Source organism: Hyphococcus sp., assembly GCF_041986965.1.
Lineage (GTDB): Bacteria > Pseudomonadota > Alphaproteobacteria > Caulobacterales > Parvularculaceae > Hyphococcus.
In genome coordinates, this window is record NZ_JBHIXB010000003.1 from 169,470 (window position 1) to 191,552 (window position 22,083).

Genomic DNA, 22,083 nt, shown 5'->3' on the forward strand with positions numbered 1-22,083 from the left:
TCCTTCCCGCCCGTTTACGTTTGGCGGGCGCGCCGTTCGCCGACAATCATGGTAAACAGACCGGACGACTGCGCAGCCAAATCCAGCAATTTTCGTTCCGCGTTTACAATCGATTCTTCTCCGCATACGGACGCCATGCGCGCGCAGAGGGCCTCTCCCGCCTTTTCGGGCGCAAAGACGCCGCCTACAGCGGCCCGGCTCGCCTGCAAAACCGCCTCAAACACCTTATGCGCCGCCATTAAGGTTTCCGCGTCTTCCTGCGCCAATTCGCCCGCCTTCGCAAACCACCGAAGGGCGTCCGCGACCCCGCGTGGGGGCCGTCCCTCACCCGAACGGCTGAGCGCCAGCACCTGACAGATGAAGGCGATATCAGTCAGACCGCCGACAATATTCTTAACGTCCCAGACGCCGGCTGGCCGCTTCGCCTCATCGAGGCGCACACGCATATCGGCGGCGTCGGCTCCAATCTTTTCGCGGTCGCGCGGCTGGGCGAGAATGGCGGCGATCTCGTCTTCTACGGTTTTAGCAAGCGGGCCATCGGGACCAATCACCCGTGCTTTGACAAGGGCCATCGCCTCCCATGTCCAGGCTTCTTCGGCGTAGTACCGGCGAAACGCAGCAAAACTTACCGCCGCCGGTCCGGCCTTGCCTGACGGACGCAGCTGCATATCGACTTCGTAGAGTGCGCCCTCCTCTGTCGCGGCGGAAAGCGCCGTCACCGCGCGGCGCACAAGACGCGTGAAGTAGTCGACAGCGCCGAGCGAACGGGCGCCATCGGAATGAGCGTCCACAGGCGCATCATAAACGAACATCAAATCGATATCGGACGTTGCGGTCATTTCCGCCGCGCCCAAACGGCCAAGGCCAACGACCACGAACTCACCTTCAATTGCCCCATGCTGGGATTGCATCTCCGCAATCGCCGCATCGGTGAGCGCGCGGATAGACGCGTCAGCAATGGCCGTAAAGTGTCGAGACGCCACATCCGCCGCCAGCATGCCGACGCCAAGCTGCGCCGTAATCTGGAATTGCTGCTCGCCGGCCCAGCGCCGCACCGCGTTCAAGGCGCCTTCGTAGTCGGGCGCCGCCGCAACAACCGTGCGGCACGCGGTCTCATAACTGTCCCTGTCAGGGGGCGGCTCGGACCAGCGATTGTCGAGCAGCCGCTCCACCAAATTCAGATGTTTTGAGAACTCCCGGCCGAGATAAGGCGAGATTGTCATGATGCGGATCAGCACATCAAAAATCTCAAGATTGTTAAGCAGGAGGGAAAAGACCTGAACGCCGGCGGGAAGCCGCGTCAGAAAATCCTCAAAGGCGAAAAAGGCGTCATCGGCGTCGCTTGCCTTCGCCAACGCCTCCAGCAATGGCGGAATGAGTTTCGTCAACAACACGCGCGAGCGTTCGGTGCGTGTTGCGCGAAGCCCACCCTTGTGCCAGCGCATAATCGCCGCGCTCACTTCCTGCGCGCGTTTGAAGCCGAGCCTCTCAAGGGTTTGCATGGTCGCCGGGTGATGTTCAACGCCGGTGAAAACGAGCGGGCCCAGCCGCGATTCGGGCACATCCGCAGTTTCAAACAAGCCGTCATATCGCTCGCCAACCGCCGCCAGCGTCGCCAGTATTTTCTCGCGAAACGCGTCAGCATTCCCGGCGCCGGAAAAAACCGCAACCCGCGCGACATCTTTCGAGGCCATCGGAATTCGGTGGGTCTGTTCATCGTTCACCATCTGAAGCCGGTGCTCCACATGGCGGAGATAAAGATACGCCTCGCTTAAGACATCCCTGTCGTCAGCATCAATGGCGCCCGCATCCGACAGCGCTGACAACGCATCAAGCGTTGCACGCTGGCGCAGCTTTTCATTCTTTCCGCCTAGAATTAACTGCTGTGTCTGCGCATAGAATTCGATCTCGCGAATGCCGCCACGCCCCAGCTTGATGTCGTGGCCTTCAAAAGCGATCTCGCCGCCGCCTTTCGCCGAATGCATCTGGCGCTTGACGGCATGGACGTCTTCGATGGCGGCGTAATCGAGATATTTGCGCCACATGAAAGGCCGCAGGGTTTTCAAAAACTGATCGCCAATGGAGAGATCACCAGCCACAGGCCGCGCCTTGATGAAGGCCATGCGCTCCCAGTTCTGCCCGAAGGCTTCATAATAGGCTTCCGCCGCGCTGACCGTCACGGCGAGCGCGGTGACGCCCGGATCGGGACGGAGACGCAGGTCGGTGCGAAAGACATAGCCGTCAGCGGTTTGCGTCTGGATGAGATTGATAACATCGCGCGTGACCGCAACGGCGTGCTTTTGCGCCATGTGGCGGTCATCGAACCCCATGCGCGCGGGATCGAACAGAATAACCAGATCAATGTCGCTCGAATAATTAAGCTCAAACGCCCCGTGCTTGCCCATGGCGAGAATAACAAGGCCTTGCGCGCTATCCAAAGGCGAGCAGGCGATGGCGGCGGCGAGCGCGCCCTGGAGCGCAGCGTCGGCAAATTCCGACAAGGCTTTCGTCGCCCGCATCACCCCCCATGCGCCGCCAATATCGCTAAACGCAATCAACAACGCCGCTTCCTGCTTCAACAGGCGCAGCGTCCGGATCTGTTCGTCGGGGGCTTCATGTTCGGCGACCGCGGCGGCGCCGGCATTGATGCGATGCATGACGTCGTCCGGGGACGCCGCGAACAGCGCCGGCAAATCATCCTTACGTTTTAAGGCCAGGCGACGCAGATATGGCGAACAGCCCGCCACCCCCTTCAGAAGGGACTGAGCCGCTTCGGGAAGATCCTGAAATCCCCCCTCAAACTCTTCAACGAAATGCGCCGCCGCGTCGCCGTCAAAAGCTTCGGGCGCAGTGACGATCATGTCCGTTAAGGTTTTCATCATACGCAAAATGCCATTGGCGGCGGGGATAAATCCAGCAAAAAGAACCGCCGCGCCGTGAATGGACTGGAATTGATTTGTATCAATTTCGACCTAACAGCCGGCCGCATCCTTCAGCGCCGAGGATGGTCGGAAGCGCAGACTTTTCGACGCCTTGATGTCGATTTCTTCTCCGGTGCGAGGGTTCCGCCCTTTTCGCGCGGGACGCTTGGAGATCGTGAAAGTGCCGAAAGTGCCAATGGTGTATTTTCCGTCTTTGCGGGCTCGCTTGAGGCCCTCTTCGATCTCGCCGAAGACAAGCTCCACAACGCGCTTGGCTTCGGCGTTGGAGAGACCTCCAGCCTCCGCAACATTGGCGATGAATTCGGTCTTGCTCATGGGGCTCCTTTCAGGGGTGAAATTTTTGCTTGGACGTGAAAATCCTGGCGCTAATCCGCCGGCGCAAACGTCATGACAATGCGCAAGCCGCAGCCTTCATTATCTTTATGTTTCAAGCCGTCCTGCAACTCAAGCGTTGCTCCATGGGCGCGGGCGATGGCGGAAACAAGCGAAAGACCGAGACCCGATCCCGGCGTCGACCGGCTTTGTTCAAGACGCACGAAACGCTCAAAGATACGGTCGCGATTTTCGGGCGCCACACCGGATCCATCGTCAGCGACGGAAAGGATCGCGCCGCCATTTCTGGCGGGCCCCACTTTTAGCTCGATGCGCGTGCCGCCTTCTGCATATTTCAGCGCATTGTCGAGGAAATTCGCGATCGCCTGACTGACAAGCTCGCGTGAGCCTTTCACCGGCGGCGTTGGCGCGGTGATAAAGATAAATTCAAAACCGGCGTCTTGCGCCGCCGGCTCATAAAGCTCCGCCATCTCTTCGGCAATGGCGACAATGTCGATCGGCATCATGGCGCCGGCGCCCTCGCCTGATTGAATGCGCGCAATGGAAAGGAGCGCATTGAAGGTCGCCAGCACTTTTTCCGAATCGTCGATAGTCGCGCGCAAGGCTTCGTCTTTCGCCGAATCGTCGCCCTCAAGAGCATCGTTCAAGCGGTTGCGAATGCGCGTCAAAGGAGAGCGCAGATCATGGGCGATATTGTCTGAAACTTCGCGCATACCGGCCATAAGCCGTTCGATCTGGTCGAGCATGGAATTGAGGTTCGATCCGAGATCGTCAAGCTCGTCTCCTGAACCCGTGGTCGGCACACGCTGGGCGAGATCGCCCCCGCGGATCGCCCGCGCGGTTTTGTTGACAACTTCGACGCGCCTCAAAAGCGAACGCGAAAAGACAAGGCCAATGACGACGCCGAGCGCAACGGTCACCATCGCCGCGCGGGTGACGACGCTTTGCGAGCGCTCACGCAGGAACTCGCGGCTGGCGACATCGCGCGCAACCACCACAAGATAGGATTGCTCCGCGTCGGCCGAGGCGCGAAAACGCATCATCTTGCCGCGCGCTTCGCGCTGCTGGATGCCAACCTCCCGGCCCGCTGCGTCGACGAGCGGCTTTTCAAATTTGAAATTGAAAAAGTCGCCCTCGGCGGTGAGTGCTTCGGGCGGCAGCGCCGTGAGGTTGCCCGCCAGCACGGCGCCAGAAGGCGCGCCGATAAGCATGTAGATCGCGTCGTCGGACCAGGCCGTACGCTGGCGAATGACGCGGGTGAGCATGCCCGATCCGCTGGTTGAAAAAAGATCGGCGAGAACACTGATCTCGCTGTCGATCACATTATCGGTTTGTTTGGCCGCCTCGCCGAAGGTGGCGCTGTAAAGATAGGCGCCAAGCAGCGCCACCGCGCCCGCAAAAAGCACGACATAGATCAGCGTAAAGCGAAACGATGTCGTGCGAAGAATGCGGAGCATGAAAGTCCTAGTCTGTATCCGACAATCTGTATCCCGCGCCGCGGATCGTCTTCAGGAGCGGTTTGTCGAAGTCCTTATCGATCTTCGCGCGCAAACGCGAGATATGAACGTCGATAACATTGGTCTGCGGATCGAAATGATACTCCCAGACATTTTCAAGCAGCATCGTGCGCGTCACGACCTGGCCTGCATGACGCATCAGATATTCCAGCAGGCGGAACTCGCGCGGCTGAAGGTCGATCTTGCGCTCGGCCCGACGCACCGTGCGGGTCAGGACGTCGAGTTCAAGGTCGCCGACCTTGAAGCGCGTCGTCACTTCCGAAGGGCCTGAGGTCCTCCGCCGACCGAGCGCCTCTATGCGCGCAAGCAGCTCTGAAAACGCATAAGGCTTCACCAGATAGTCGTCGCCGCCGGCCTTGAGGCCGGAGACGCGGTCATCGACCTCACCCAGCGCGGACAGAAACAGCGCCGGAGTTTCGTCGCCCTCGCCGCGCCGGTTGGACAGAAGCGAAAGCCCGTCCATTTTCGGCAGCATCCGATCGATCACATAGGCGTCGTAACCGCCAGAGGTCGCCATATTGAGACCGCTCTCGCCGTCAAGGGCGTGGTCGACCACATGCCCCGCTTCGCGCAGCCCCTTGGCGACATAGGCCGCCGCCTCCGCATCGTCTTCAACCAGTAGAATTCGCATGTGGCCACCTTAGCCTGATTTCACTTGATACAAAACGGCGGCGCCGCCGAACCGCGGAGCGCCGCCGGAACTTCATTGGCCCGCCACTAGTCGTCGAGCGAGAGCGCGCCGAACTGACGGTTGGTCCCGAGCTGCATACGCAAGAGCACCGCGTCCTTGCCGGCTTTCTTGGCGTTCGAAATCTTCGAGCGCAGATCGTCGCCGGAAGACACCGCCTGTCCGTCGAGCTGAAGGATGACGACGCCGGGCTGAAGCCCCGCCTCTTCCGCGGGGCTGCCAGGACGGACGGCCGTGACGACCACACCGTCCACATCGTCCGGCACGCGGAACTGCTGGCGCAGCACGTCATTCAGCTCGGCGATGCGCACACCGACATCCGCCGCTAGACTGTCATTGTCATTGGACGGAACGTCATTGGCGGCGACTTCGCTGTCAGCGTCGCGCTGGCCAAGCGTCACCTTGATATTGCGAATCTTGCCGTTGCGCTGGATTTTGAGATCGACTTTCTCACCCGGCGCATAGGAGGCCACGCGGCGCGAAAGCTCATTCGCGCTCGCCACATCGGCGTCGGCGATTCCAAGAATGACATCGCCGTCTTCCAAACCGGCTTTTTGCGCGGGCGTACCGTCAATGACATCGGCGACAAGCACGCCGCCTTTTTTGTCGAGGCCGATGGCGGCGGCGATCTCCGTCGTCACTTCCTGAAGCTGGATGCCGAGCCAGCCGCGCGTAACCGATCCATTGGCGATCAGCTGCGCCACGGTTTCCTTGGCGACACGCGCCGGGATCGCGAAGCCGATGCCGACGCTGCCGCCATTAGGCGAAAAGATCGCCGTATTGACGCCGACGACGCGGCCCTTGAGGTCAAAGGTCGGCCCGCCGGAATTCCCGCGATTGATCGGCGCGTCGATCTGAATGAAATCGAGATACTGGTTCTCGCGGTTCTGCCCGCCAATCGCGGAGACAATGCCGCTCGTGACTGTGCCGCCAAGACCGAAGGGATTGCCCACCGCGACGACCCAGTCGCCAACGCGCAGATTCACGTCGTCCGCAAATTCCACGTAAGCCTGGTTCGGCTGCGGTTTGATTTTAAGAACAGCGAGATCAGTGAGGGGATCGGCGCCGACGACTTCGGCATCCACCTCATCGCCATTGGCGAGACGCACCTGAACCTTGTCGGCGTCTTCAACCACATGGTTGTTGGTGACGATATGCCCGTCATTATCAATGAAAAAACCCGACCCTTGCGCTTCCATGCGGCGCACGCCGCCATCAAAATCCTCCGGCGCGCCATTATCGTCAGGCGTGCCGAAACGGAAATTGAAAAACTCTTCGAGGCCGCCGGGCACATTGCGGCGCATATCCACTTCACGCTCCACGAGAACGCTCACCACGGAAGGGCTCACCCGCTCCACAAGATCGGCGAAAGAGAGCGTTCCATCGGCTGCGAGCGGCGGCGCCATCAAACGCGGCGCCTGCGCGTCTGCAGTTGAAAAGCCGAGACTGGCGGCTGTCAGGGCTGTTGCGGCAACGCCGGCTGCGAGAACGCCAGCGCGGCGGAGTTTTGACTTTCGGAAATACTGTGTCGTCAACGTCATGATCCTTTTTGCCTTTTCAACGGAAGCGCACCCCGCTTCATTTGACCATAATGTAATTAATGATGGCGGGGGCGCGGTGAAAGCGCCCACGGGACATTAAAAATTGTTAAAAATATCAAGCGATTCGGGAGTTTACGGTCACCCCGTCGGTCAGCATCCGGTGAACCGGGCACTTATCCGCGATTTCCAGGAGCCGGGTCCGCTGGGCTTCGTCGAGATCGCCCTCAAGCCGGAGCTCCTTTTCGAGAACCTTCGGCGCATGAGAATCGCCGCTCTCGCCCCGGCGGATCCGGATCTCGACAGATTTGACATCCCATTTCTTGCGCCGGGCATACATCTTGATGGTCATAACCCCGCAGGCGGCGAGCGCGCCCTCAACCGTGCGCGTCGGATTGGGACCGAGATCGTGGCCGCCATCGGCGGCGCTGGCGTCAATTATCATGGGGTGGCCGTCAATGGAGAGCTCGACGGCGAGCGGCTCGCCCTCCACCGTCCGCGCGAGCGCGCCGCCGGTGAATTGAGGCGCAGAGGAACGCGCAAGATCATGGGGCGCGGCGCCGATATAGCGTCCGGCCCAGGCAGCCAGCACAGAGGCGGCGTAACGCGCATCCGCAGGATCCGACAACAGGTGATCGGCGCTGTCGAGACTGACGAAACTTTTCGGATGTTTCGCCGCCACGAAAATCTTTGTGGCGTTGTCGACCCCGACAGTCTGGTCAAAAGGCGCATGCATGATGAGAAGCGGTTTTTTCAGTTTCTCCGCGCAGGCGAGCACGTCCTGTTTTTCAAGATCGTCGAGAAACTGTTTCTTGATTGTGAAGGGCCGGCCGGCGAGCTGCACCGTGGCCATGCCTTTTTGTTCAATTTCATCACGGTGCTCAGCGATCTGCATCGCCACATGATCGGCCTCCGCCGGGGCGCCGATGGTGGCGACGCCCTTCACTTCGGGAATGCGTGTCGCCGCGACAATCGCCGCCGCGCCGCCAAGGGAATGACCGATCAGAATCGACGGCGCTTCATAGGTCTCGCGCAGGAAATCCGCCGCCGCCACAAGGTCGTCCACATTGGAGGAGAAATTGGTGTTGGCGAATTCGCCTTCGGATGCGCCAAGCCCGGTGAAGTCGAACCGCATCACGGCAAAGCCTTCGGCGCGCAATGCGCGTGCAATTTCGCGGGCCGCCTTGATATCTTTGGAGCAAGAAAAACAATGCGCAAACAACGCATAGGCCCGCGGCTTCGCGGGAAGGTCGAGCGCCGCCGCGAGCGCCTCGCCGCCTGCGCCCTTGAACTCTGTTTTCGTGGTTTCGCCGGTCATGTTGTTCTCTACTGCCTTTTCTTTCTCCTCCCCCGCAAAGCGGGGGAGGTGTCGGACCGGATTTCAATCCGGGACGACGGAGGGGGTGATTCAGGAAACATCTTATAGCCCCCTCCGTCCGCTTCGCGGACACCTCCCCCATAAATGGGGGAGGAAATGCAAACTCTCAATAAGAGGTAATCCTAAACCGTCACCGCTGCAGCGGCCGCGCGATCACGGATGAGACCCGCCTCATCACTTTTCAGCAAGGGTTCGACGATCGAGAGCGACTGTTCGAGCAGATGTTTCGCCGCGGCCCGGTCGGCGCCTTCCGCTGCGCGGATTTCCGCCACGAGATCATTGGCGTAGGTGCGGGCATGGACGGACGCGTCTTCCAGCACCTTCTCGCTCAACCCCGGATCGGACCCAAGACGGCGCGCATCTGCGGGCGCTTCCACAAGAAGCGCGACCGCGCTCTTCGCTTCGTCGATGACGCCGGGCGGGACCGGAACCGAATAATCGGGCCGCGGGGCCGCCAGCCGGCTCGATCCGCGTGTCGCGCGCACAGGCAAGGCGGCGCGCATGGCGCTAAGCGCCTGCTCCACAAAGCGCGCATGGGCCTCACCGGCGATATCACGACAGGCTTCAATGCGGTTGAGAACGACATTATCTCCCGCTTTTTGCGCGTGCCGCGCCAGACCTTCCGCATAGTCAATAAACCAGCCGAGCCGGGCCCTGGCGCTCTGTACTTCAAGCGCGCCCCCGCCCGCCTTTTCAAGCATGCGCGCAATGCCTTCGAGATCCTCAAACAGGCTCTCCGGCAGCGCCATCACAGTTTCGCGGGCCGGCGTCAGCCTTTCGTCAGCGCTTCTTGCAAGATGATAGTAAACACCAAGGGCGCGCCACGGCGCCTCCAGCCTGCCTTTTAACGCCAGCAGAAGATAGCTCGCAATCGACGGAGACTGTTCGTAGACGGAAAGAAAAAGCTGCCGGAGATCGTAAATCTGTTCTTCGCTTAAGGACGGCGAATGAGACGGCACGACAATGCGCAGGGTGCGCAGCGCTTCCGCCGCTTCCATCAATTGACGGATCTCTTCAAAATCGGCGAGCGCCGCCTCACCGCCAACAGCCTCCTCAAGGCTCGCCCGCGCCGCTTCGTTTTCCTTTAGCCGGGCGAAAAGCCGCGCCAGGCCGGCCTCCGCCGCGAGAAAGAAAGAGCGCTCCAGCGACTTCGTATCGCCGCCGGCCTGATAGGCGTCGTCCAGCGCAGCCGCGGCCATCGCCGCCTCGGTCAGCGCCTGATCGGTCATCATCACCCGCCAGATGGGATCGAGCGATGTGCGCGCAATTTGCGCCCGTCGTTTCTTGCCGCTCCTTACACTGACGAAAAAGTCTTCAAATGGCGTGAAAAAAGCACGCTTGGCGGTCTGGCGGCGCACCGGGGCCGCGCCGCGCTCGCGCAGTTTGCGCCGGAGGTCGTCGAGCAGCGTGTTATGCGGCAGCCCTTCGCCGCCTGTATCGCGGTCAAGTTCGAGCGCGGCGAAAAGCTTAATCGCCGCGGCGACGGGAAGCTCACCCAGAAATGCGCTAAGGCGCTCACGCTTTCGTTGTGACAGTCCCATGAAGCTCGCTTGCCCTGCCGGATATCGTCCTTACTCGTACGATTGAAAAGGAATGAGGTCAAACGCCTCAAAGGCTTATGCGCCAGCGAAGTCCCGCCGGGCTTTCTGGTCAGCGCCCTTCCACTTCTTGACGAATTCCTCAAGCTCTTTGTCGCCGCCTTCCGGCAGGACAATCTTGAGCTTCACATACTGATCACCGGCGCCGCCGGATTTTTTCGGCGCGCCCCGGCCTTTCAGACGCAGCACTGTGCCGGAACTCGAATTTTTCGGCACATTGACGGAAACATCGCCGGCGATGGTCGGCGCAGTGATCTTGCCGCCCAGCACCGCTTCTTTCAGCGTCACCGGGGTTTCAATATAAATGTCGTCGCCCTTGCGCTCAAAAAGCGGATGCGGCTTGACGCGCACTTCTACATAAACGTCGCCGGCGCCGCCGGGCGCTTTTTCGCCTTGCCCTTTGAGACGCAATGTCTGGCCGTCTTCAAAGCCCGCCGGGATCGTCAGGTCGAGCGTCTTGCCGTCAGGCATGGTGACGCGTTTTTTCGCGCCGTTCACGGCGTCGAGGAAATCGACTTCAAGGCGATAGCGCACATCGCGCCCGCGTCCCTGTTGGGCGCTGTGGGCCCGCGCCTGACGCGCGCCGAAAATATCGGAGAAGATGTCGGACAGATCCTCGAACGATGCGCCTGCGCCCGGCCCGCCGCCGGGCCCTTGTGAATAGCCGCGAGGACCGCCCCCCGCGCCGGCGCCTTCGCGCTGGGTCCATTGGTGGAACGGGTTCGGCCGCTCGCGCCCGTCATCGTCGATTTCGCCGCGGTCGTATTTTTTGCGACGTTCCGAATCGCCGAGAATATCAAAGGCGGCGGAGACTTCCTTGAACTTGTCTTCGGCCTTTTTGTCGTCAGGATTGCGGTCGGGGTGATATTTTTTGGCGAGCTGACGGAAGGCGGAGCGGATTTCCGCATCCGTCGCTTTCGGGGAGAGCCCGAGCACTATGTAAGGGTTCCGCGCCACTGCCGGTTAAATCCTTGTTAATCCTTGCTCTATGGGCGGAGTCCGCCCCTGCGCATAGAGATAGGTGATTTTCCCCCGAAATGAAGAGTTTAGCGTTAATTTTGGCAAGGGATTTGTCGCCACCGCGGCCGCCGGACGCCCATTTCGTGAAAAACGGCGCAGGCCGCAGCGGGGCGCCGCCGCCCCTTTTTCAGCGCGGACGGTTTGCGCTATGCCGGACGCTGATAGATCAGCAAGGGGTCCTCCGTGAAAAGACAGCTTTCTCTGGCGCTCGCCGGCGCAGCGTTTCTCTCCGGTTGTGACGGCGGCAAGGAGACCGCCGCTGCGCCTTCGCCCTCCGATGAGGTCAACGCTATCGCCGACGGCTATATGGCGGCGATCAGGGACGTTTCGCCTTTCGCGTTTTTGTATTCCGGCCTTGGCGCCGATATCGACATTGCCAATGACGCCTTCGACGATATTTCGCCCGACGCCAATGCGGCGTTTGAGGAAACTGAAGACGCGCTCCTCGCCCGGCTTGAAAAGATCGACCCCGCCGATCTGACCGACCGCGCCGACTGGGTCGTCTATCAGTCGGTGAAGGAGTTCATGATTGCCAATAGCGGCGTGCGCGTCTGTCGCCAGTCCTGGACGAGCCTCAACCACATGTTTGGCTGGCAGAACGGTCTGCCGGTGATTGCATCCATGCAGCCGATGGAAACCGAAGAAGAGCGTAACGACGCGCTCGCCCGCTGGGAAAAGCTGCCCGCCTATATCGCGCAGGACAAAGCCAATCTCGAACGCGGCCTCGCCGAAGGCTACACCGTGCCGAAGCGCGTCGCGAACCGCGTTCTCGCCCAGCTCGATTCGCTGCTCGCCGCCGCGCCGGAAGAATCTCCGTTCATCGCCTTCGCCGCGAAAGGCGACGATGAGTTCAAGGCCGCCGCTACGGCGCTCGTCGCCGACAAGATCAATCCGGCGATCGCCGATTACCGCGCGTTTTTGAACGATGTCTATATTCCCGCCGCGCGCGATGCGCTCGCCATCACCGCGAACCCCAACGGCGCGGAATGTTACGAGGCGCTTTTGCGCGATTATCACGGCGCGTCTATCGGCGCGAAGAAAACCTTTGAGCGCGGACAGGAAGCCGTCGCCGCAAACACGCAAGCCGTGATTGAACGCGGGCGCGACCTCTTCGGCGTCGAGGACTTCGCCGACATTCTCGAGCGCACGAAAACGGCGCCCGGCAACCGCTTTGAAAGCGAGCAGGACGTTATCGATTACACCCGCGCGCTCGTGCCGGTGACGAAAGAAAAGTCGGCGCCGTTCTTTTCGAAACTGCCCGGACAGGAGATGATCGTCGAGCCTTACGCCGATTACCTCAAAGGCACCGGGCAATCTTCGCGGTATGAAACCACGCCGCCGTCGGAAGGCCCCGCCACCTACCGCATCAACACCGACGAGTGGGCGACGCAGACCAGGGGCGAAGCGCAGATCGTCGCCGTCCATGAAGGCTGGCCCGGACACCATTTGCAGATCGCCACCGCCTACGCCGTTGAAGGCCTGCACCCCATCATGCAGCTGTTGAGGTCAACAGCCTATGTCGAGGGCTGGGCGCGCTATTCCGAAGCGCTCGCCGAAGAGGCCGGCATTTACGACACGCGCTACGGCGAAATCTCGCGCCGCGCCTGGCCGGCGCGCGGCATGGTGATGGACCCGGGATTGCACGCCTATGGATGGACCGCCAACCAGGTGAAAGACTTCGCCATCGAAAGCGGACGCTTTGACGAGACGAGCGCCGAAGTCCTGCTCGACCGCATCGCCGTCATCCCGGGGCAATTGACGGCCTATGACACCGGCGGTCTCGAAATCTTCGCGCTGCGCGAAGAAGCGGAAGCCCGCCTCGGCGACAAATTCGACATCCGCGAATTCCACGACCGCATTCTCGAAAACGGCGCCGTTCCCCTTGGCGCTATGCGGGAACATGTGGAGGAGTGGATTGCGGAAATGGAACAGCAATAGCCGAAGCTTTCAAACTCCCGCCCATATCCTGTCGCCAATAACACCGGACTTGGTTTGACTAGCAGTACTATTTAAGCGATCCTTTCTTTTCCACTATACTTGGATTTGGGGGCGAGCCTTGCACGATCAGGATGACGACAAACCCGGGGTCTTAAGTAGAGCGCTCACCGTCTTGTCCCTTGCTTCTTTCGGCTACGTGCTTTTTGAAGTCGCCACCGATTCCTCACGCCCTTCGCCCCTGCTGGATGCCGTGGTTCACATTATCGTCGCCATAGCCGGTGTCGCCTTCATCGCGGTTCTTATGAGTTTGCTGGCCCAAAAGGAAATTGACAATGATGCCATAGAAGACCCGAACTGGCAGATACGCGCGAAGTTTGCATTCGCCGTTCTCATCGGGATCGCTGCGATGTTTGGGGTTCTCTATGCCTATCGATTCTGGCTGACGTAAGAAGGCGCATATGACCCATCTCTTTTCGGCAATATTCGCCATAACCGCTGCAATCATTATATTCCTAGTTTTATTCCGAATGATGCCATCGGCGATCATCAGCCGACGCAAACAGGGCGGTATGGCGAATGGTGCTCTTTTCTGGAGCGTCATCGCGGCGTTAATTATTATCTCAGCCTGGGCCGGCGACGCCATACGGGATATCATCGCCAGTTTGTTTTTATAGAAAAGCCTCTAGCTCACGCCTATCCGTGTCGGCTCACAATCATCGGCCTCCTTCAAAAGCGTAAACAAGTCATCACGGACATTTTCAGCGCTGCGGATGAGGGAGTCTGCCTGACTGGCCAGAATCCGGGCGTCACGAAAATCATCTAACGCCTCTAATGCATCTTTAGCCGCTACGACTGCAGCGATCGCAGGAATAAGTTTCCGAACGTCACCAGCGCTAAGACTGCCTTTTGATAGTAGGGCTATCGCTCGAGCGACACGTCCCAATACGCCCAGCGGGCCAGAAAATGCTATCAGAGCTTCGACAACGGCGTCGCGAACCTTGTCGCGAGCTTCTCTTTCGAGCGCTTCCGAACGTTGTTTTAGTCGTTCAGCCTGGTCTGCAATGTCGCTCAACTTGTTTTTCTTGAGTTCAATTTCAATCTCAACCAACTCGCAGCTGCGTTTGGTTTCCAATACTGACTCCCGGCGATACGCCGCCGTTGCATTTCTCACCGCTTCGGCGAGGGTTGCGCCGCTGAAATGGTTTTGTTTTGCCATGGGTGTACTCCTTACTGATAGAACTGAATTAACGTGCAATCGCGGGCGACGCGGCGGCCTCGGCACCCTCCCCCACCGCGTCGGAAATCTGCGCCACGGCGAAGGTCAGCGTTTCGCCGGGGTCGCTTGAGCCGAAATCGGCGAGGATGTCCGCAGCGGCGTAAGGATAGTCGCTCGCGGTCGTCTCGACCGTGCGCACCGGGCTCTCGCCGTCATAGATGGTGACGCGATACCGCTCGTCATATTCGCTCAACGGGACTTCGCCCTCCCATGAGTCCCCGCCCTCGCGCGTGCGCCGGATCCATGACAGGCGAATGTCGCTTCCCTCCCACGCGGCCCGCAGATGCACCGGCGACAGGGGAAGAAGCCCGCGCGCACACATGGCGAGATTTTGTGTCGTAAAGGTTTCCGTATCGGGAAGGTCGTTTTCCGGTCCCGCCTGCCAGTCGTAACTTAAGCCGCGCGCATTCACGGAGAAGTCGATTTGCGTCACCGCCGTGTTGAGCAAGACGAAGCGCGCATTGACCGACGCGCCCGCGAGCGCTTGCGGCTCGCTGCCCGCCTGTCCGCGCAGCAGCCCTGTCAAGCGCCAATCGCCGCCGGGCTGAAGCTCTGCGTTTTCAAACTGACAGATTTCCCAGCCGCCATTGTCGGCTTTCACGGCAAAGGCGTTGGCGCCGGCGAACACATCTTCCTCCGGTTTTGACGACAGCGTTCCGAAGTGAAGCGTCACCTCGACGTCGCGCCAGATGCGCCGGCCCGACCCGGCGGAAGGCAGCGCGGTTTTGAGCCGCCCCATGACCGCGCGCGACGAGGCCAGCCCCACCAATGTCGGGGCGCCCTCGCCGGCGCTGCGGTAAAGCGCGGCGCCGCCGGGCCACGGGTCTGAAAACCCCGCAAAGTGAGGGCTCGCCGGATCGTCGCCGCTGCGAAACAGCGGCAAATCCATCAGCTCCCACAGGGGCGCCGCGTAAACGATAATGTCGCCCGACGCCGCATAAGACGCCGTCGAGACCGGCGAGTCGTAAACCGCCGGCGCCACACGGACGAGCGACACCTCGCGCGCAAATCCGTCTTCGATGTCGGTGACGCGATAAAGCCGCTCGGCGCCAAGGTCAGTCAGGATAATCGCATCGCCGGGCTCCAGCGCCGCAGCCGATGGCGGCAAGGAAAAAGACAGCCCGTCGCGCATCACCCAGGCGTCAGCAAGGATGGAGCGCGCCCGCGCCTCCGCCTCCGATGCGGGAATGACCGCCGCAATATCGGCGCCCGCCTCGCGTTGCGGTCTTGCGCCGGGATCGCGCGCTTCGGCGATGGCGGGCGCGAACCCATCCTGTTCGTCGAAAAACCCGAGCCGGAACGCGGCGGGCAAATCGGTTTCCTGTTTTAGCGACAAGGTGAAGGCGCCTTCTCGTCGCGCCGCCAGCGCAGAGGCGGCGAAGGTCATCGCCGGGCCGGCGACACGCGGCTGGAACCGTAAGACGTCACCGGACTCGATCACATCGAACTGATAGACATCGGCGAGCGGGTCTATCATCTCCCGCGCCGACATGGGCCGGTCAACCACATAGCCGGTGACGACGCCGTCGAGCCCCGCCGCCGACACATTGGTGAAATTCGCCTCTTTCGCCAGCGCGGCGACAAGGAGATCCAGCGGCGCCCGGCCGATGCGGCCATTGAGCCAGTGGCCTTTCTCCCAATTCGCGGTGTCGCCCCAGACGTCAGACCGCGCGGGAAAATCCGGGAAAGGCCGCGCATCCCACGCCCAGAGATAGCGCCGGCCGGCGTCCACCATTTTCCCTCCGTAAACAGAGGATGTCGGATTGTTGGACGCGGTCAGCCAGAAACTCGCCTGCGCCTCCAGAAAGCGCCGCTGCGCCATGTCATCGCGATGACCGGAAGAAAAATGCGGTACATCGCTTTCCGAACTCTTCGGATCGACGAACACATTGGGTTCGTTCGCGCCCTTGTCGACCGCAGGACATCCTGTTTCGGTAAAATAAAACGGCTTTGATTCCGGAACCCAGGCCGTGGGCGAGGCGTCGCGCACGCCGCCGGGGCGGTTATGATGTTGATTGCCCCACCAGCTCCAAAAATCCTTGTAACGATAGACCCAGGGCTCGCCATAGGCGCCGTCGCTGATCGGCGTGCGCGTCTGACTCGCGCGGTCGGCGTCCGAGGCATAATACCAGTCATAGCCTTCGCCGCCATTGATGTTCGATTTCAGATAATCGAGATCATACTGGCTCTTGGCGCCGGCGAGCGCGTCCAGATGCGCAAAGCCGTCGCGCCAGTCGGCCATCGGCATGTAATTGTCGACGCCGATAAAATCGATATTCCCGTTGGCCCAGAAAGAATCGAGATGAAAGAAAACATCGCCCGAACCGTCGCCCGGCTGATGGCCGAAATATTCCGACCAGTCGGCGGCGTATGAAATCTTTGTCGAGGGACCGAGGATCGCGCGCACTTCCGCCGCCAGTGAACCCATATGCGCGACGGCGGGATAATTATCGGCGTTGTCGCGCGTCGTCGTGATCCCGCGCAATTCCGACCCCAACAAGAACGCATCGACCCCGCCCGCCAGCGCGCAGAGTTTCGCGTAATGCAAAATGAACCGGCGGAACGACCATTCGGCGGGACCGGAATAGACGACCTCGCCATTGACGATGGAAAAATCCGAGGCGCTCGCCGTTCCGAAAAAACTCGCAATGGCGCCCGTTGCGCCCGCCGTCTTGTCCGACGCCCCGGCGTCAATGCGCCCGCGCCAGGGATAGCCCGCGGCGTCCATCAGCACGAACGGATGAAACATGATCTTGAGGTTTCGCGCCTGAAGGCCCCAGATGGTCTCAATGATGTTCCTGTCGGCGGGCGTGCCGCCAAAAGCCGCCCCGCCCTCATGGGTGGAAATGAGATGGGCGCCGGCGCGGGAAACGCCGCCCGCTTTCCAGTCGTACGGCGCCGTCGTCTTGTCCATGGTTTCAACGCCGGGCCGGATGTCGCAGCTTGCTGCGTTGAGGGAGTTTCCGAACCACGCCGCCACCAGCGACACATGGTCGAGATTCGGCGCCGCGTCGCGCAGCGCGTCGATCGACGCCTTGAAGTCAGTGACCCCTTGCGAATTATGAATGTTCTCGCTCTCGGTAACGCCTTCCGAGATGATGCGGTTGACGCCGTTGATCCCGTAAACGAACTCGCCTGAACCGGGAATCAGCGACACGGCGGTGAGACGGTTTTCCAGCGCATTGGCGTCAGTCGTTTTCAGGCTTTTCTCGATTTCGAAAGAAAGCTGCGGGATGCGGTTGCCAAAATCCTTCAGCGGCAAATCCTCAAACACGATATAGGCGAGCCCGCGAAAACCCGGCGCCGCGCCTGAACCCTGCGTCGCTAAAATCAGCGCGTCGGGGCTCTGGCCCTCGGTCCCGCGATAGATCCGCACATTATGTTTGGAGATGTCGAAGGGTTTGCCGTCGGCCCAGACCCGCCCCACCCGGTCGATGACGCCTTCGCACAGCCCGACGGCGAAAGAGATGGAATAGAGATATTCCGTATAGGTTGTTTGCGCGGCGGGGCGCCCGCCCTTGCCCCCGGAGCTTTCGGTTGTCTCCGACGCGGTTTCCTTGAAATTCGCCGCCCAGATGAGCTGGCCCGCCACACGGGCGCGGCCGTAAACGCGCAAGACGCTCGCACCTTCCTGGCTCGCCTGCACCTGAAAACTGTCAAGGCGCGGCCCTTCCACTTTGCGTTTGCGCGGCCCGAAAATCAGGCGGTCGGCGTAACCGGCGGCGAAGGACGCAGCGGTTGTCGCAACCGTGCGCGCGAGAAAGGCGCCGATGCCGCTTTTCGCGACGGCGCCCGCCGCGCCTTGCGCAGCGGTGAGAAGCAACTGGGCCATTATTCAACTCCAGGGAATTTGAAAACGCCGGCGATACGCTGGCGCCACCAGCGGTTCATCCAGCTTTCCACCACCGCACGCCCCGCATAGGCGTGGATGAAGGCGTTGGGCGATGTCGCAATGCCGCAATGTTTGGCGGGACCGTCCGCGACGACGCGAAAGATAACGACATCGCCCGGTTCAATCTCGCCCGACTGTTTTTCGATGAGATTGCGGCGCGCGGCGGAGAGCAGCGGCTCGTCTTTTTTTCTCTCATTCCAATCGGGCGTATAGGGCGGCGGCGATTCCGGCTCCGCCCCATAAAGATCGCGCCACACACCCCGGATAAGACCGAGGCAATCGCAGCCCGCACCCTTGGCGCTCGCCTGATGCACATAGGGCGTGCCAAGCCAGCTTGCAGTTGCAGCGAGGATGTCCGTGCGGTTGATCGCGGCGCTTTTGGGTGTTGCGCTCATGCTCGCCCTCGCTTTCCGAATTGCAGATGGTTGTCCTTCTGCTCGTTGGAAGAATGGTGGACGAACTTCATGTTGCCAGTGCTTTCGCGAACGTTTACTCTGTACGCATATTGAATGACGTAGCAGGTTGGCGCTCTATGAAAGCCAAACAAATGATAACCGTCGTCGCGCCATTCATCGTGGCGATAGGGCTGCTTTTTTACGCGGGCCCGGATTTGATCCGGACGGCGGCGGACGGTCCTATTTTCAATTCCTTCTCGCTGAATCTCGCTTATGAGATTGTATGTATGGCGACGATTATTGGAATATGGGCTTTTGCGTATTGGTCGCCCAGATTCGCTGGAACCAATATTACAATAAAGATTCTGTTCAGCTTCCTCTTTCTCGGAGGAACAGCAGTTTTGAAGGCATTGTGGTTCGATGACTTTATGAGGCAGATGGTCGGAACGGCAGGCTGATACCTTTACTTTATGCTGCATCATTTTAACTTCCCCCCCGTGTTCTTCTCGCCTTTCAGCGGATAGGAGACCGCGAAGTCGTTTCCCGGCATGAAGGGAAAGCCACGGAAGTTCGATGCGTTGGAAAATTTCGCGCGGCAGGTGTCGAAGCGCTTGTCGCAACCCGCCGTCGCCGTGAACGTGTCGCCGATGTCAATGTCCGCGCCTGCCGGCAGCCAAAGCGAAACGGCGCCGGTCGCTGTCTGGGATTTGATATGCGCGAAAAGCCCGGCATTGGCGCCCGTCACCCAGGTGAGCAATCCATGGGCGAACCAGGCGTCATCGAAACTCGAAAACCCGCTGGCGGTGAAACTCTGCGCATCGCGAAGCGCGGTAACGGCGCCCGACATGGTGAAGGCCGCCTGATCGAGATCGACGCCGCATTTGATCGACCCCACATTGACGTCGCAAAGCCGCTGATAAACGCGCCCCGTGGGCTGGTCGAGCTTGTGCGACAGTCCGCGCAGCTCGGCGCGAAACGCCTCGCCTTCGCGCGTCACTTCGCCGATGACGCCTTTTTTGAGTAAAAGGCGCTGGTCCGTATCCGCCCAGTTCACGCGAAAAACCTCAATTTCGGCGCCGTCATATTTTCCGGCCGCCAGGTCTTCACCCGACAAGGCCGACGCCGACAAGGCGCCTTCGATCTCTGCGTTATCCGCGGCAAGATCGGCCGAGGACGACAGGGCCGACCCGACGGCGCCGGTATCGGGCAGGAACGCCGTTCCGTCGAAGACAAGCGACCGGTCGTGATCGGTGAAGCCGAGCACGAAACCGTCTCGCCGCGTCACGCGCCAGCATGTCGCCAGCGTTGTCGCGCCGCTATCGAGATGCGCCTGTAAGCCTGAATCGATCGCACGCATTAAACCAAGACCTCAATGAGGGGGATCGACGGAATGTCGCCGGCCTGAAACGCCGCCAGATTGATGCGGAGTTCATCACTGTCGAAGCGCACCGGCGTGTCGAACAAAAACCCGGCGGTGACGCCCGCCGCAGCGGCCGGCGGCGATGCAAAGCTGACAACGCCCGTTGTTTCATCGAGGGTGAAGTCGGCGCCTTCACTTTGTTCGACGCTGTCAATCGCAACGCGCACCGACCCCGCGACCGGTTTCCTGACCGGCCGCGCATAAGAGGCGACGCCGGACGCATAGCGTTTGACAAGCTGGAAATCCGTTTCGCTTGCATCGCCGGTTCCGAGCAGTTGATCGTCCGGCGCGGGGCTTTCAGCAATCCGGCATGACTTGAAATCGAACGGATCGCGAAAGCGGAAACCGTAAAGACGGCCCCTGCGCGCCTCGAAAAAGGCGATGATATCTTCAATGTCGGCGATGGATTTGACGCCGTAGCCCGCATTGAATGACCGCCGAGACCCGGCCCAGGGTGAGTTGCGCTCCTCATGGCCGGAAACAAGCGCGACAATATCGGTTTTGCGCGTCGGTCCGCCCTCGGAATTCAGCGCAATGTCAACGGGAAACAGGATTTCGTGAAAGGACATGGGTTGTTACTCAACTGATAGGGGCGCGTTACAAATTCCGCTGGCCGCGCCCCACGGCGCGCGCCAAAGCCGCGGCCACTTGCGTTTCGGAGCGTTTGAAACTTTGAACATCCGTGACGCCCGGCAGCGAGATGTTCACGGTCATTCCCGCGCCGCCCAAGGGCCGCACCGTTCCCGCGCTTCCCGGCGTGAAAAGTTCCGGCCCGCCTTCGCCGACGAGATAGGAGGCGCCCGGCGCAACGGGACCACCCCCGGCCCTTCCTCCACCAAAATTGGCGCCTCCGAACGCATTGGTCAGAAGATTGGAGACAAGATTTTGCACCGGCTGGCGCACAAGATTGTTGATGGCGAAACGGCGCAGATCTTTCAGCAAGGCCTGCGTCAGTTTTTTCAGAGAAATCTCCCCGCGCTCGGCCGCCCGCGCCAGATTGGACTGGATCGAGTTCGCCGCCGTCGCGAAAGCCTCATCGATCAGGGCCGCGGCGGGCGCGATGCGTTCGCGGGCGATGGATTCGATTTCGCCCGCCGCTTCTTCGACGCGGGCTGTGTTGACCGTGACATTGATATGATCAGGCATTGGCTTTCCCGTGGGTGTTAATGAGCTGCATCAGCGCCTCGCGCGTCAGTGTTTCGCTTTGCGGCGCCGCCGCTTCGAGAAGCGCGCGCCATTCGACAACGGAAAGCGCCCAGAACGCATCCGGCGACAGGCCGAGGCGGAACACCGCATAGACAAACATCACGCGCCATTGGCCGGCTCCTCCCCCGATAAAAGCTTTCCCGGCGTTTCCTCCCCTCCCAAGGCTTCAAACGCCTGCGCGATCGCGCGCGTCGCTTCCGGCAAGTCGAGATCGCTCGCTTTCAACGCTTCGAGCGTCAACGTCGCGCCGCCGCCGATAAGCAACGCATGGAGGATGAAAATAATGTCGGCGACGCGGGGGTTTTTGAGCCGCGCCTGAAGCGCCGACAAATCACCGCCGCCAAGCTTGTCTTCGATATCAGCGAGCGCGCCGAGGGTGAGCCGCAGCGTCTTTTCCTCGCCATTGATGGTGATGGACACGTCGCCGCGCGGATGGGTCATACTCAACTCTCCGGCGTGAAGGTGAGCGCCCCGGCGCTCTCAAGCGCCAGCGCCATGGACGCTTCGCGGTCATGCTCCCCGGCGTAATCGAGATTGGCGATCACGAACGCGCCCTCGATGGTTCCGAAGCCCGGCACCACGATTTGCCAGTTGCGCGCCTCGCCCGCGAAGAAAACGCTGCGCACTTCTTCCGCCGCCGCATCATTGAGGAAAACGCCCGCGCCGGAAATGGACGCCTGACGAACGCCGGCGCCGGCGAGCAATTCGCGCCAGCCGCCGGTCGATTGCGAATGGGTGACGTCGATCGTCTGCGCATTCAATGACAAGGTCTTCGTGCGCAACCCGCCAATGACGGCGAAGCTTTCGGAGACTTCGCCGTCGCCGAGTTTGAGCAATAAATCTTTACCGCGTTGAGCTGGCATCATGAGAATCCTTTTTAAACAGACCGAACTCTCCGCCGCTCATCCCCGCGAAGGCGGGGATCCATGGAGTTAAATCGGT

The 22,083-nt window shown here is 60.7% G+C and carries 21 protein-coding genes; 4 read left to right on the forward strand and 17 right to left on the reverse strand.

Features of this window, described 5'->3' with window-relative positions; translation table 11 throughout:
- Nucleotides 1–14 precede the first annotated feature (14 nt).
- The 8 genes from ACFC5L_RS14475 to ACFC5L_RS14510 all read right to left on the reverse strand — a co-directional run bounded on the left by ACFC5L_RS14475 (nucleotide 15) and on the right by ACFC5L_RS14510 (nucleotide 10,951).
- Nucleotides 15–2,882, reverse strand: a complete 2,868-nt coding sequence (locus ACFC5L_RS14475; RefSeq protein ID WP_375203662.1) for a bifunctional [glutamine synthetase] adenylyltransferase/[glutamine synthetase]-adenylyl-L-tyrosine phosphorylase — start codon at nucleotides 2,880–2,882, stop codon at nucleotides 15–17.
- 90 nt (nucleotides 2,883–2,972) lie between these two features.
- The gene (locus tag ACFC5L_RS14480) at nucleotides 2,973–3,257 is read right to left on the reverse strand and encodes an HU family DNA-binding protein (protein ID WP_375203661.1); all 285 of its coding nucleotides are present in this window, start codon (nucleotides 3,255–3,257) and stop codon (nucleotides 2,973–2,975) included.
- Between the two features lie 50 nt (nucleotides 3,258–3,307).
- Entirely contained in the window at nucleotides 3,308–4,732 is a 1,425-nt protein-coding gene (locus ACFC5L_RS14485; RefSeq protein WP_375203660.1) for a sensor histidine kinase, read from the reverse strand.
- Between the two features lie 7 nt (nucleotides 4,733–4,739).
- Nucleotides 4,740–5,423: a response regulator transcription factor gene (locus ACFC5L_RS14490; RefSeq protein WP_375203659.1), complete on the reverse strand. Its 684-nt coding sequence runs from the start codon at nucleotides 5,421–5,423 to the stop codon at nucleotides 4,740–4,742.
- A gap of 86 nt (nucleotides 5,424–5,509) precedes the next feature.
- Complete coding sequence (locus ACFC5L_RS14495) at nucleotides 5,510–7,021, reverse strand: Do family serine endopeptidase (RefSeq protein WP_375203658.1); 1,512 nt, start codon at nucleotides 7,019–7,021, stop codon at nucleotides 5,510–5,512.
- Between the two features lie 115 nt (nucleotides 7,022–7,136).
- On the reverse strand, nucleotides 7,137–8,336 hold the full coding sequence (locus ACFC5L_RS14500; RefSeq protein WP_375203657.1) for a bifunctional alpha/beta hydrolase/OsmC family protein: 1,200 nt from the start codon (nucleotides 8,334–8,336) through the stop codon (nucleotides 7,137–7,139).
- Between the two features lie 182 nt (nucleotides 8,337–8,518).
- The gene (locus tag ACFC5L_RS14505) at nucleotides 8,519–9,937 is read right to left on the reverse strand and encodes a hypothetical protein (RefSeq protein ID WP_375203656.1); all 1,419 of its coding nucleotides are present in this window, start codon (nucleotides 9,935–9,937) and stop codon (nucleotides 8,519–8,521) included.
- Between the two features lie 75 nt (nucleotides 9,938–10,012).
- The gene (locus ACFC5L_RS14510) at nucleotides 10,013–10,951 is read right to left on the reverse strand and encodes a DnaJ C-terminal domain-containing protein (RefSeq protein ID WP_375203655.1); all 939 of its coding nucleotides are present in this window, start codon (nucleotides 10,949–10,951) and stop codon (nucleotides 10,013–10,015) included.
- A 246-nt stretch (nucleotides 10,952–11,197) separates the two neighbouring features.
- On the opposite strand from ACFC5L_RS14510, the gene ACFC5L_RS14515 reads away from it, so the two are divergent.
- The 3 genes from ACFC5L_RS14515 (at nucleotide 11,198) to ACFC5L_RS14525 (ending at nucleotide 13,626) form a co-directional block, all read left to right on the forward strand.
- Nucleotides 11,198–12,952, forward strand: coding sequence for a DUF885 domain-containing protein (locus ACFC5L_RS14515; RefSeq protein WP_375203654.1), 1,755 nt, complete (start codon nucleotides 11,198–11,200; stop codon nucleotides 12,950–12,952).
- Between the two features lie 118 nt (nucleotides 12,953–13,070).
- Nucleotides 13,071–13,400 (forward strand): hypothetical protein, encoded by a 330-nt coding sequence (locus ACFC5L_RS14520; protein ID WP_375203780.1) that lies wholly within the window; start codon nucleotides 13,071–13,073, stop codon nucleotides 13,398–13,400.
- A 10-nt stretch (nucleotides 13,401–13,410) separates the two neighbouring features.
- The gene (locus tag ACFC5L_RS14525) at nucleotides 13,411–13,626 is read left to right on the forward strand and encodes a hypothetical protein (RefSeq protein ID WP_375203653.1); all 216 of its coding nucleotides are present in this window, start codon (nucleotides 13,411–13,413) and stop codon (nucleotides 13,624–13,626) included.
- 8 nt (nucleotides 13,627–13,634) lie between these two features.
- Here the strand turns inward: ACFC5L_RS14525 and ACFC5L_RS14530 are convergent, their stop codons facing one another.
- Genes ACFC5L_RS14530 through ACFC5L_RS14540 form a run of 3 tightly spaced genes read right to left on the reverse strand, consistent with a single transcriptional unit; the run spans nucleotide 13,635 to nucleotide 18,515 of the window.
- Nucleotides 13,635–14,168, reverse strand: coding sequence for a hypothetical protein (locus tag ACFC5L_RS14530; RefSeq protein ID WP_375203652.1), 534 nt, complete (start codon nucleotides 14,166–14,168; stop codon nucleotides 13,635–13,637).
- Between the two features lie 28 nt (nucleotides 14,169–14,196).
- Entirely contained in the window at nucleotides 14,197–18,060 is a 3,864-nt protein-coding gene (locus tag ACFC5L_RS14535) for a baseplate multidomain protein megatron (RefSeq protein WP_375203651.1), read from the reverse strand.
- Complete coding sequence (locus ACFC5L_RS14540) at nucleotides 18,060–18,515, reverse strand: NlpC/P60 family protein (RefSeq protein WP_375203650.1); 456 nt, start codon at nucleotides 18,513–18,515, stop codon at nucleotides 18,060–18,062. Before ACFC5L_RS14540 ends, ACFC5L_RS14535 begins: the two co-directional genes overlap by 1 nt.
- A gap of 137 nt (nucleotides 18,516–18,652) precedes the next feature.
- On the opposite strand from ACFC5L_RS14540, the gene ACFC5L_RS14545 reads away from it, so the two are divergent.
- Entirely contained in the window at nucleotides 18,653–18,973 is a 321-nt protein-coding gene (locus tag ACFC5L_RS14545; RefSeq protein WP_375210771.1) for a hypothetical protein, read from the forward strand.
- 20 nt (nucleotides 18,974–18,993) lie between these two features.
- Here the strand turns inward: ACFC5L_RS14545 and ACFC5L_RS14550 are convergent, their stop codons facing one another.
- From ACFC5L_RS14550 to ACFC5L_RS14575, 6 genes are read right to left on the reverse strand one after another with little or no spacing between them, the layout of a single operon-like run.
- Nucleotides 18,994–19,872 (reverse strand): DUF2163 domain-containing protein, encoded by an 879-nt coding sequence (locus ACFC5L_RS14550; protein WP_375203648.1) that lies wholly within the window; start codon nucleotides 19,870–19,872, stop codon nucleotides 18,994–18,996.
- A complete protein-coding gene (locus ACFC5L_RS14555; RefSeq protein WP_375203647.1) occupies nucleotides 19,872–20,504 on the reverse strand; it encodes a phage distal tail protein, Rcc01695 family in 633 nt (210 codons plus the stop codon). The genes ACFC5L_RS14550 and ACFC5L_RS14555 overlap by 1 nt, the downstream gene beginning before the upstream one ends.
- Nucleotides 20,505–20,532: 28 nt before the next feature.
- Nucleotides 20,533–21,081, reverse strand: coding sequence for a phage tail tape measure C-terminal domain-containing protein (locus ACFC5L_RS14560; protein WP_375203646.1), 549 nt, complete (start codon nucleotides 21,079–21,081; stop codon nucleotides 20,533–20,535).
- Nucleotides 21,074–21,241 carry a phage tail assembly chaperone gene (locus tag ACFC5L_RS14565; protein ID WP_375203776.1) on the reverse strand — a complete coding sequence of 56 codons (168 nt, stop codon included), beginning with the start codon at nucleotides 21,239–21,241 and terminating at the stop codon, nucleotides 21,074–21,076. The genes ACFC5L_RS14560 and ACFC5L_RS14565 overlap by 8 nt, the downstream gene beginning before the upstream one ends.
- Nucleotides 21,241–21,582: a gene transfer agent family protein gene (locus ACFC5L_RS14570; RefSeq protein WP_375203645.1), complete on the reverse strand. Its 342-nt coding sequence runs from the start codon at nucleotides 21,580–21,582 to the stop codon at nucleotides 21,241–21,243. Before ACFC5L_RS14570 ends, ACFC5L_RS14565 begins: the two co-directional genes overlap by 1 nt.
- A 2-nt stretch (nucleotides 21,583–21,584) precedes the next feature.
- Complete coding sequence (locus ACFC5L_RS14575) at nucleotides 21,585–22,004, reverse strand: phage major tail protein, TP901-1 family (RefSeq protein ID WP_375203775.1); 420 nt, start codon at nucleotides 22,002–22,004, stop codon at nucleotides 21,585–21,587.
- Nucleotides 22,005–22,083 lie beyond the last annotated feature (79 nt).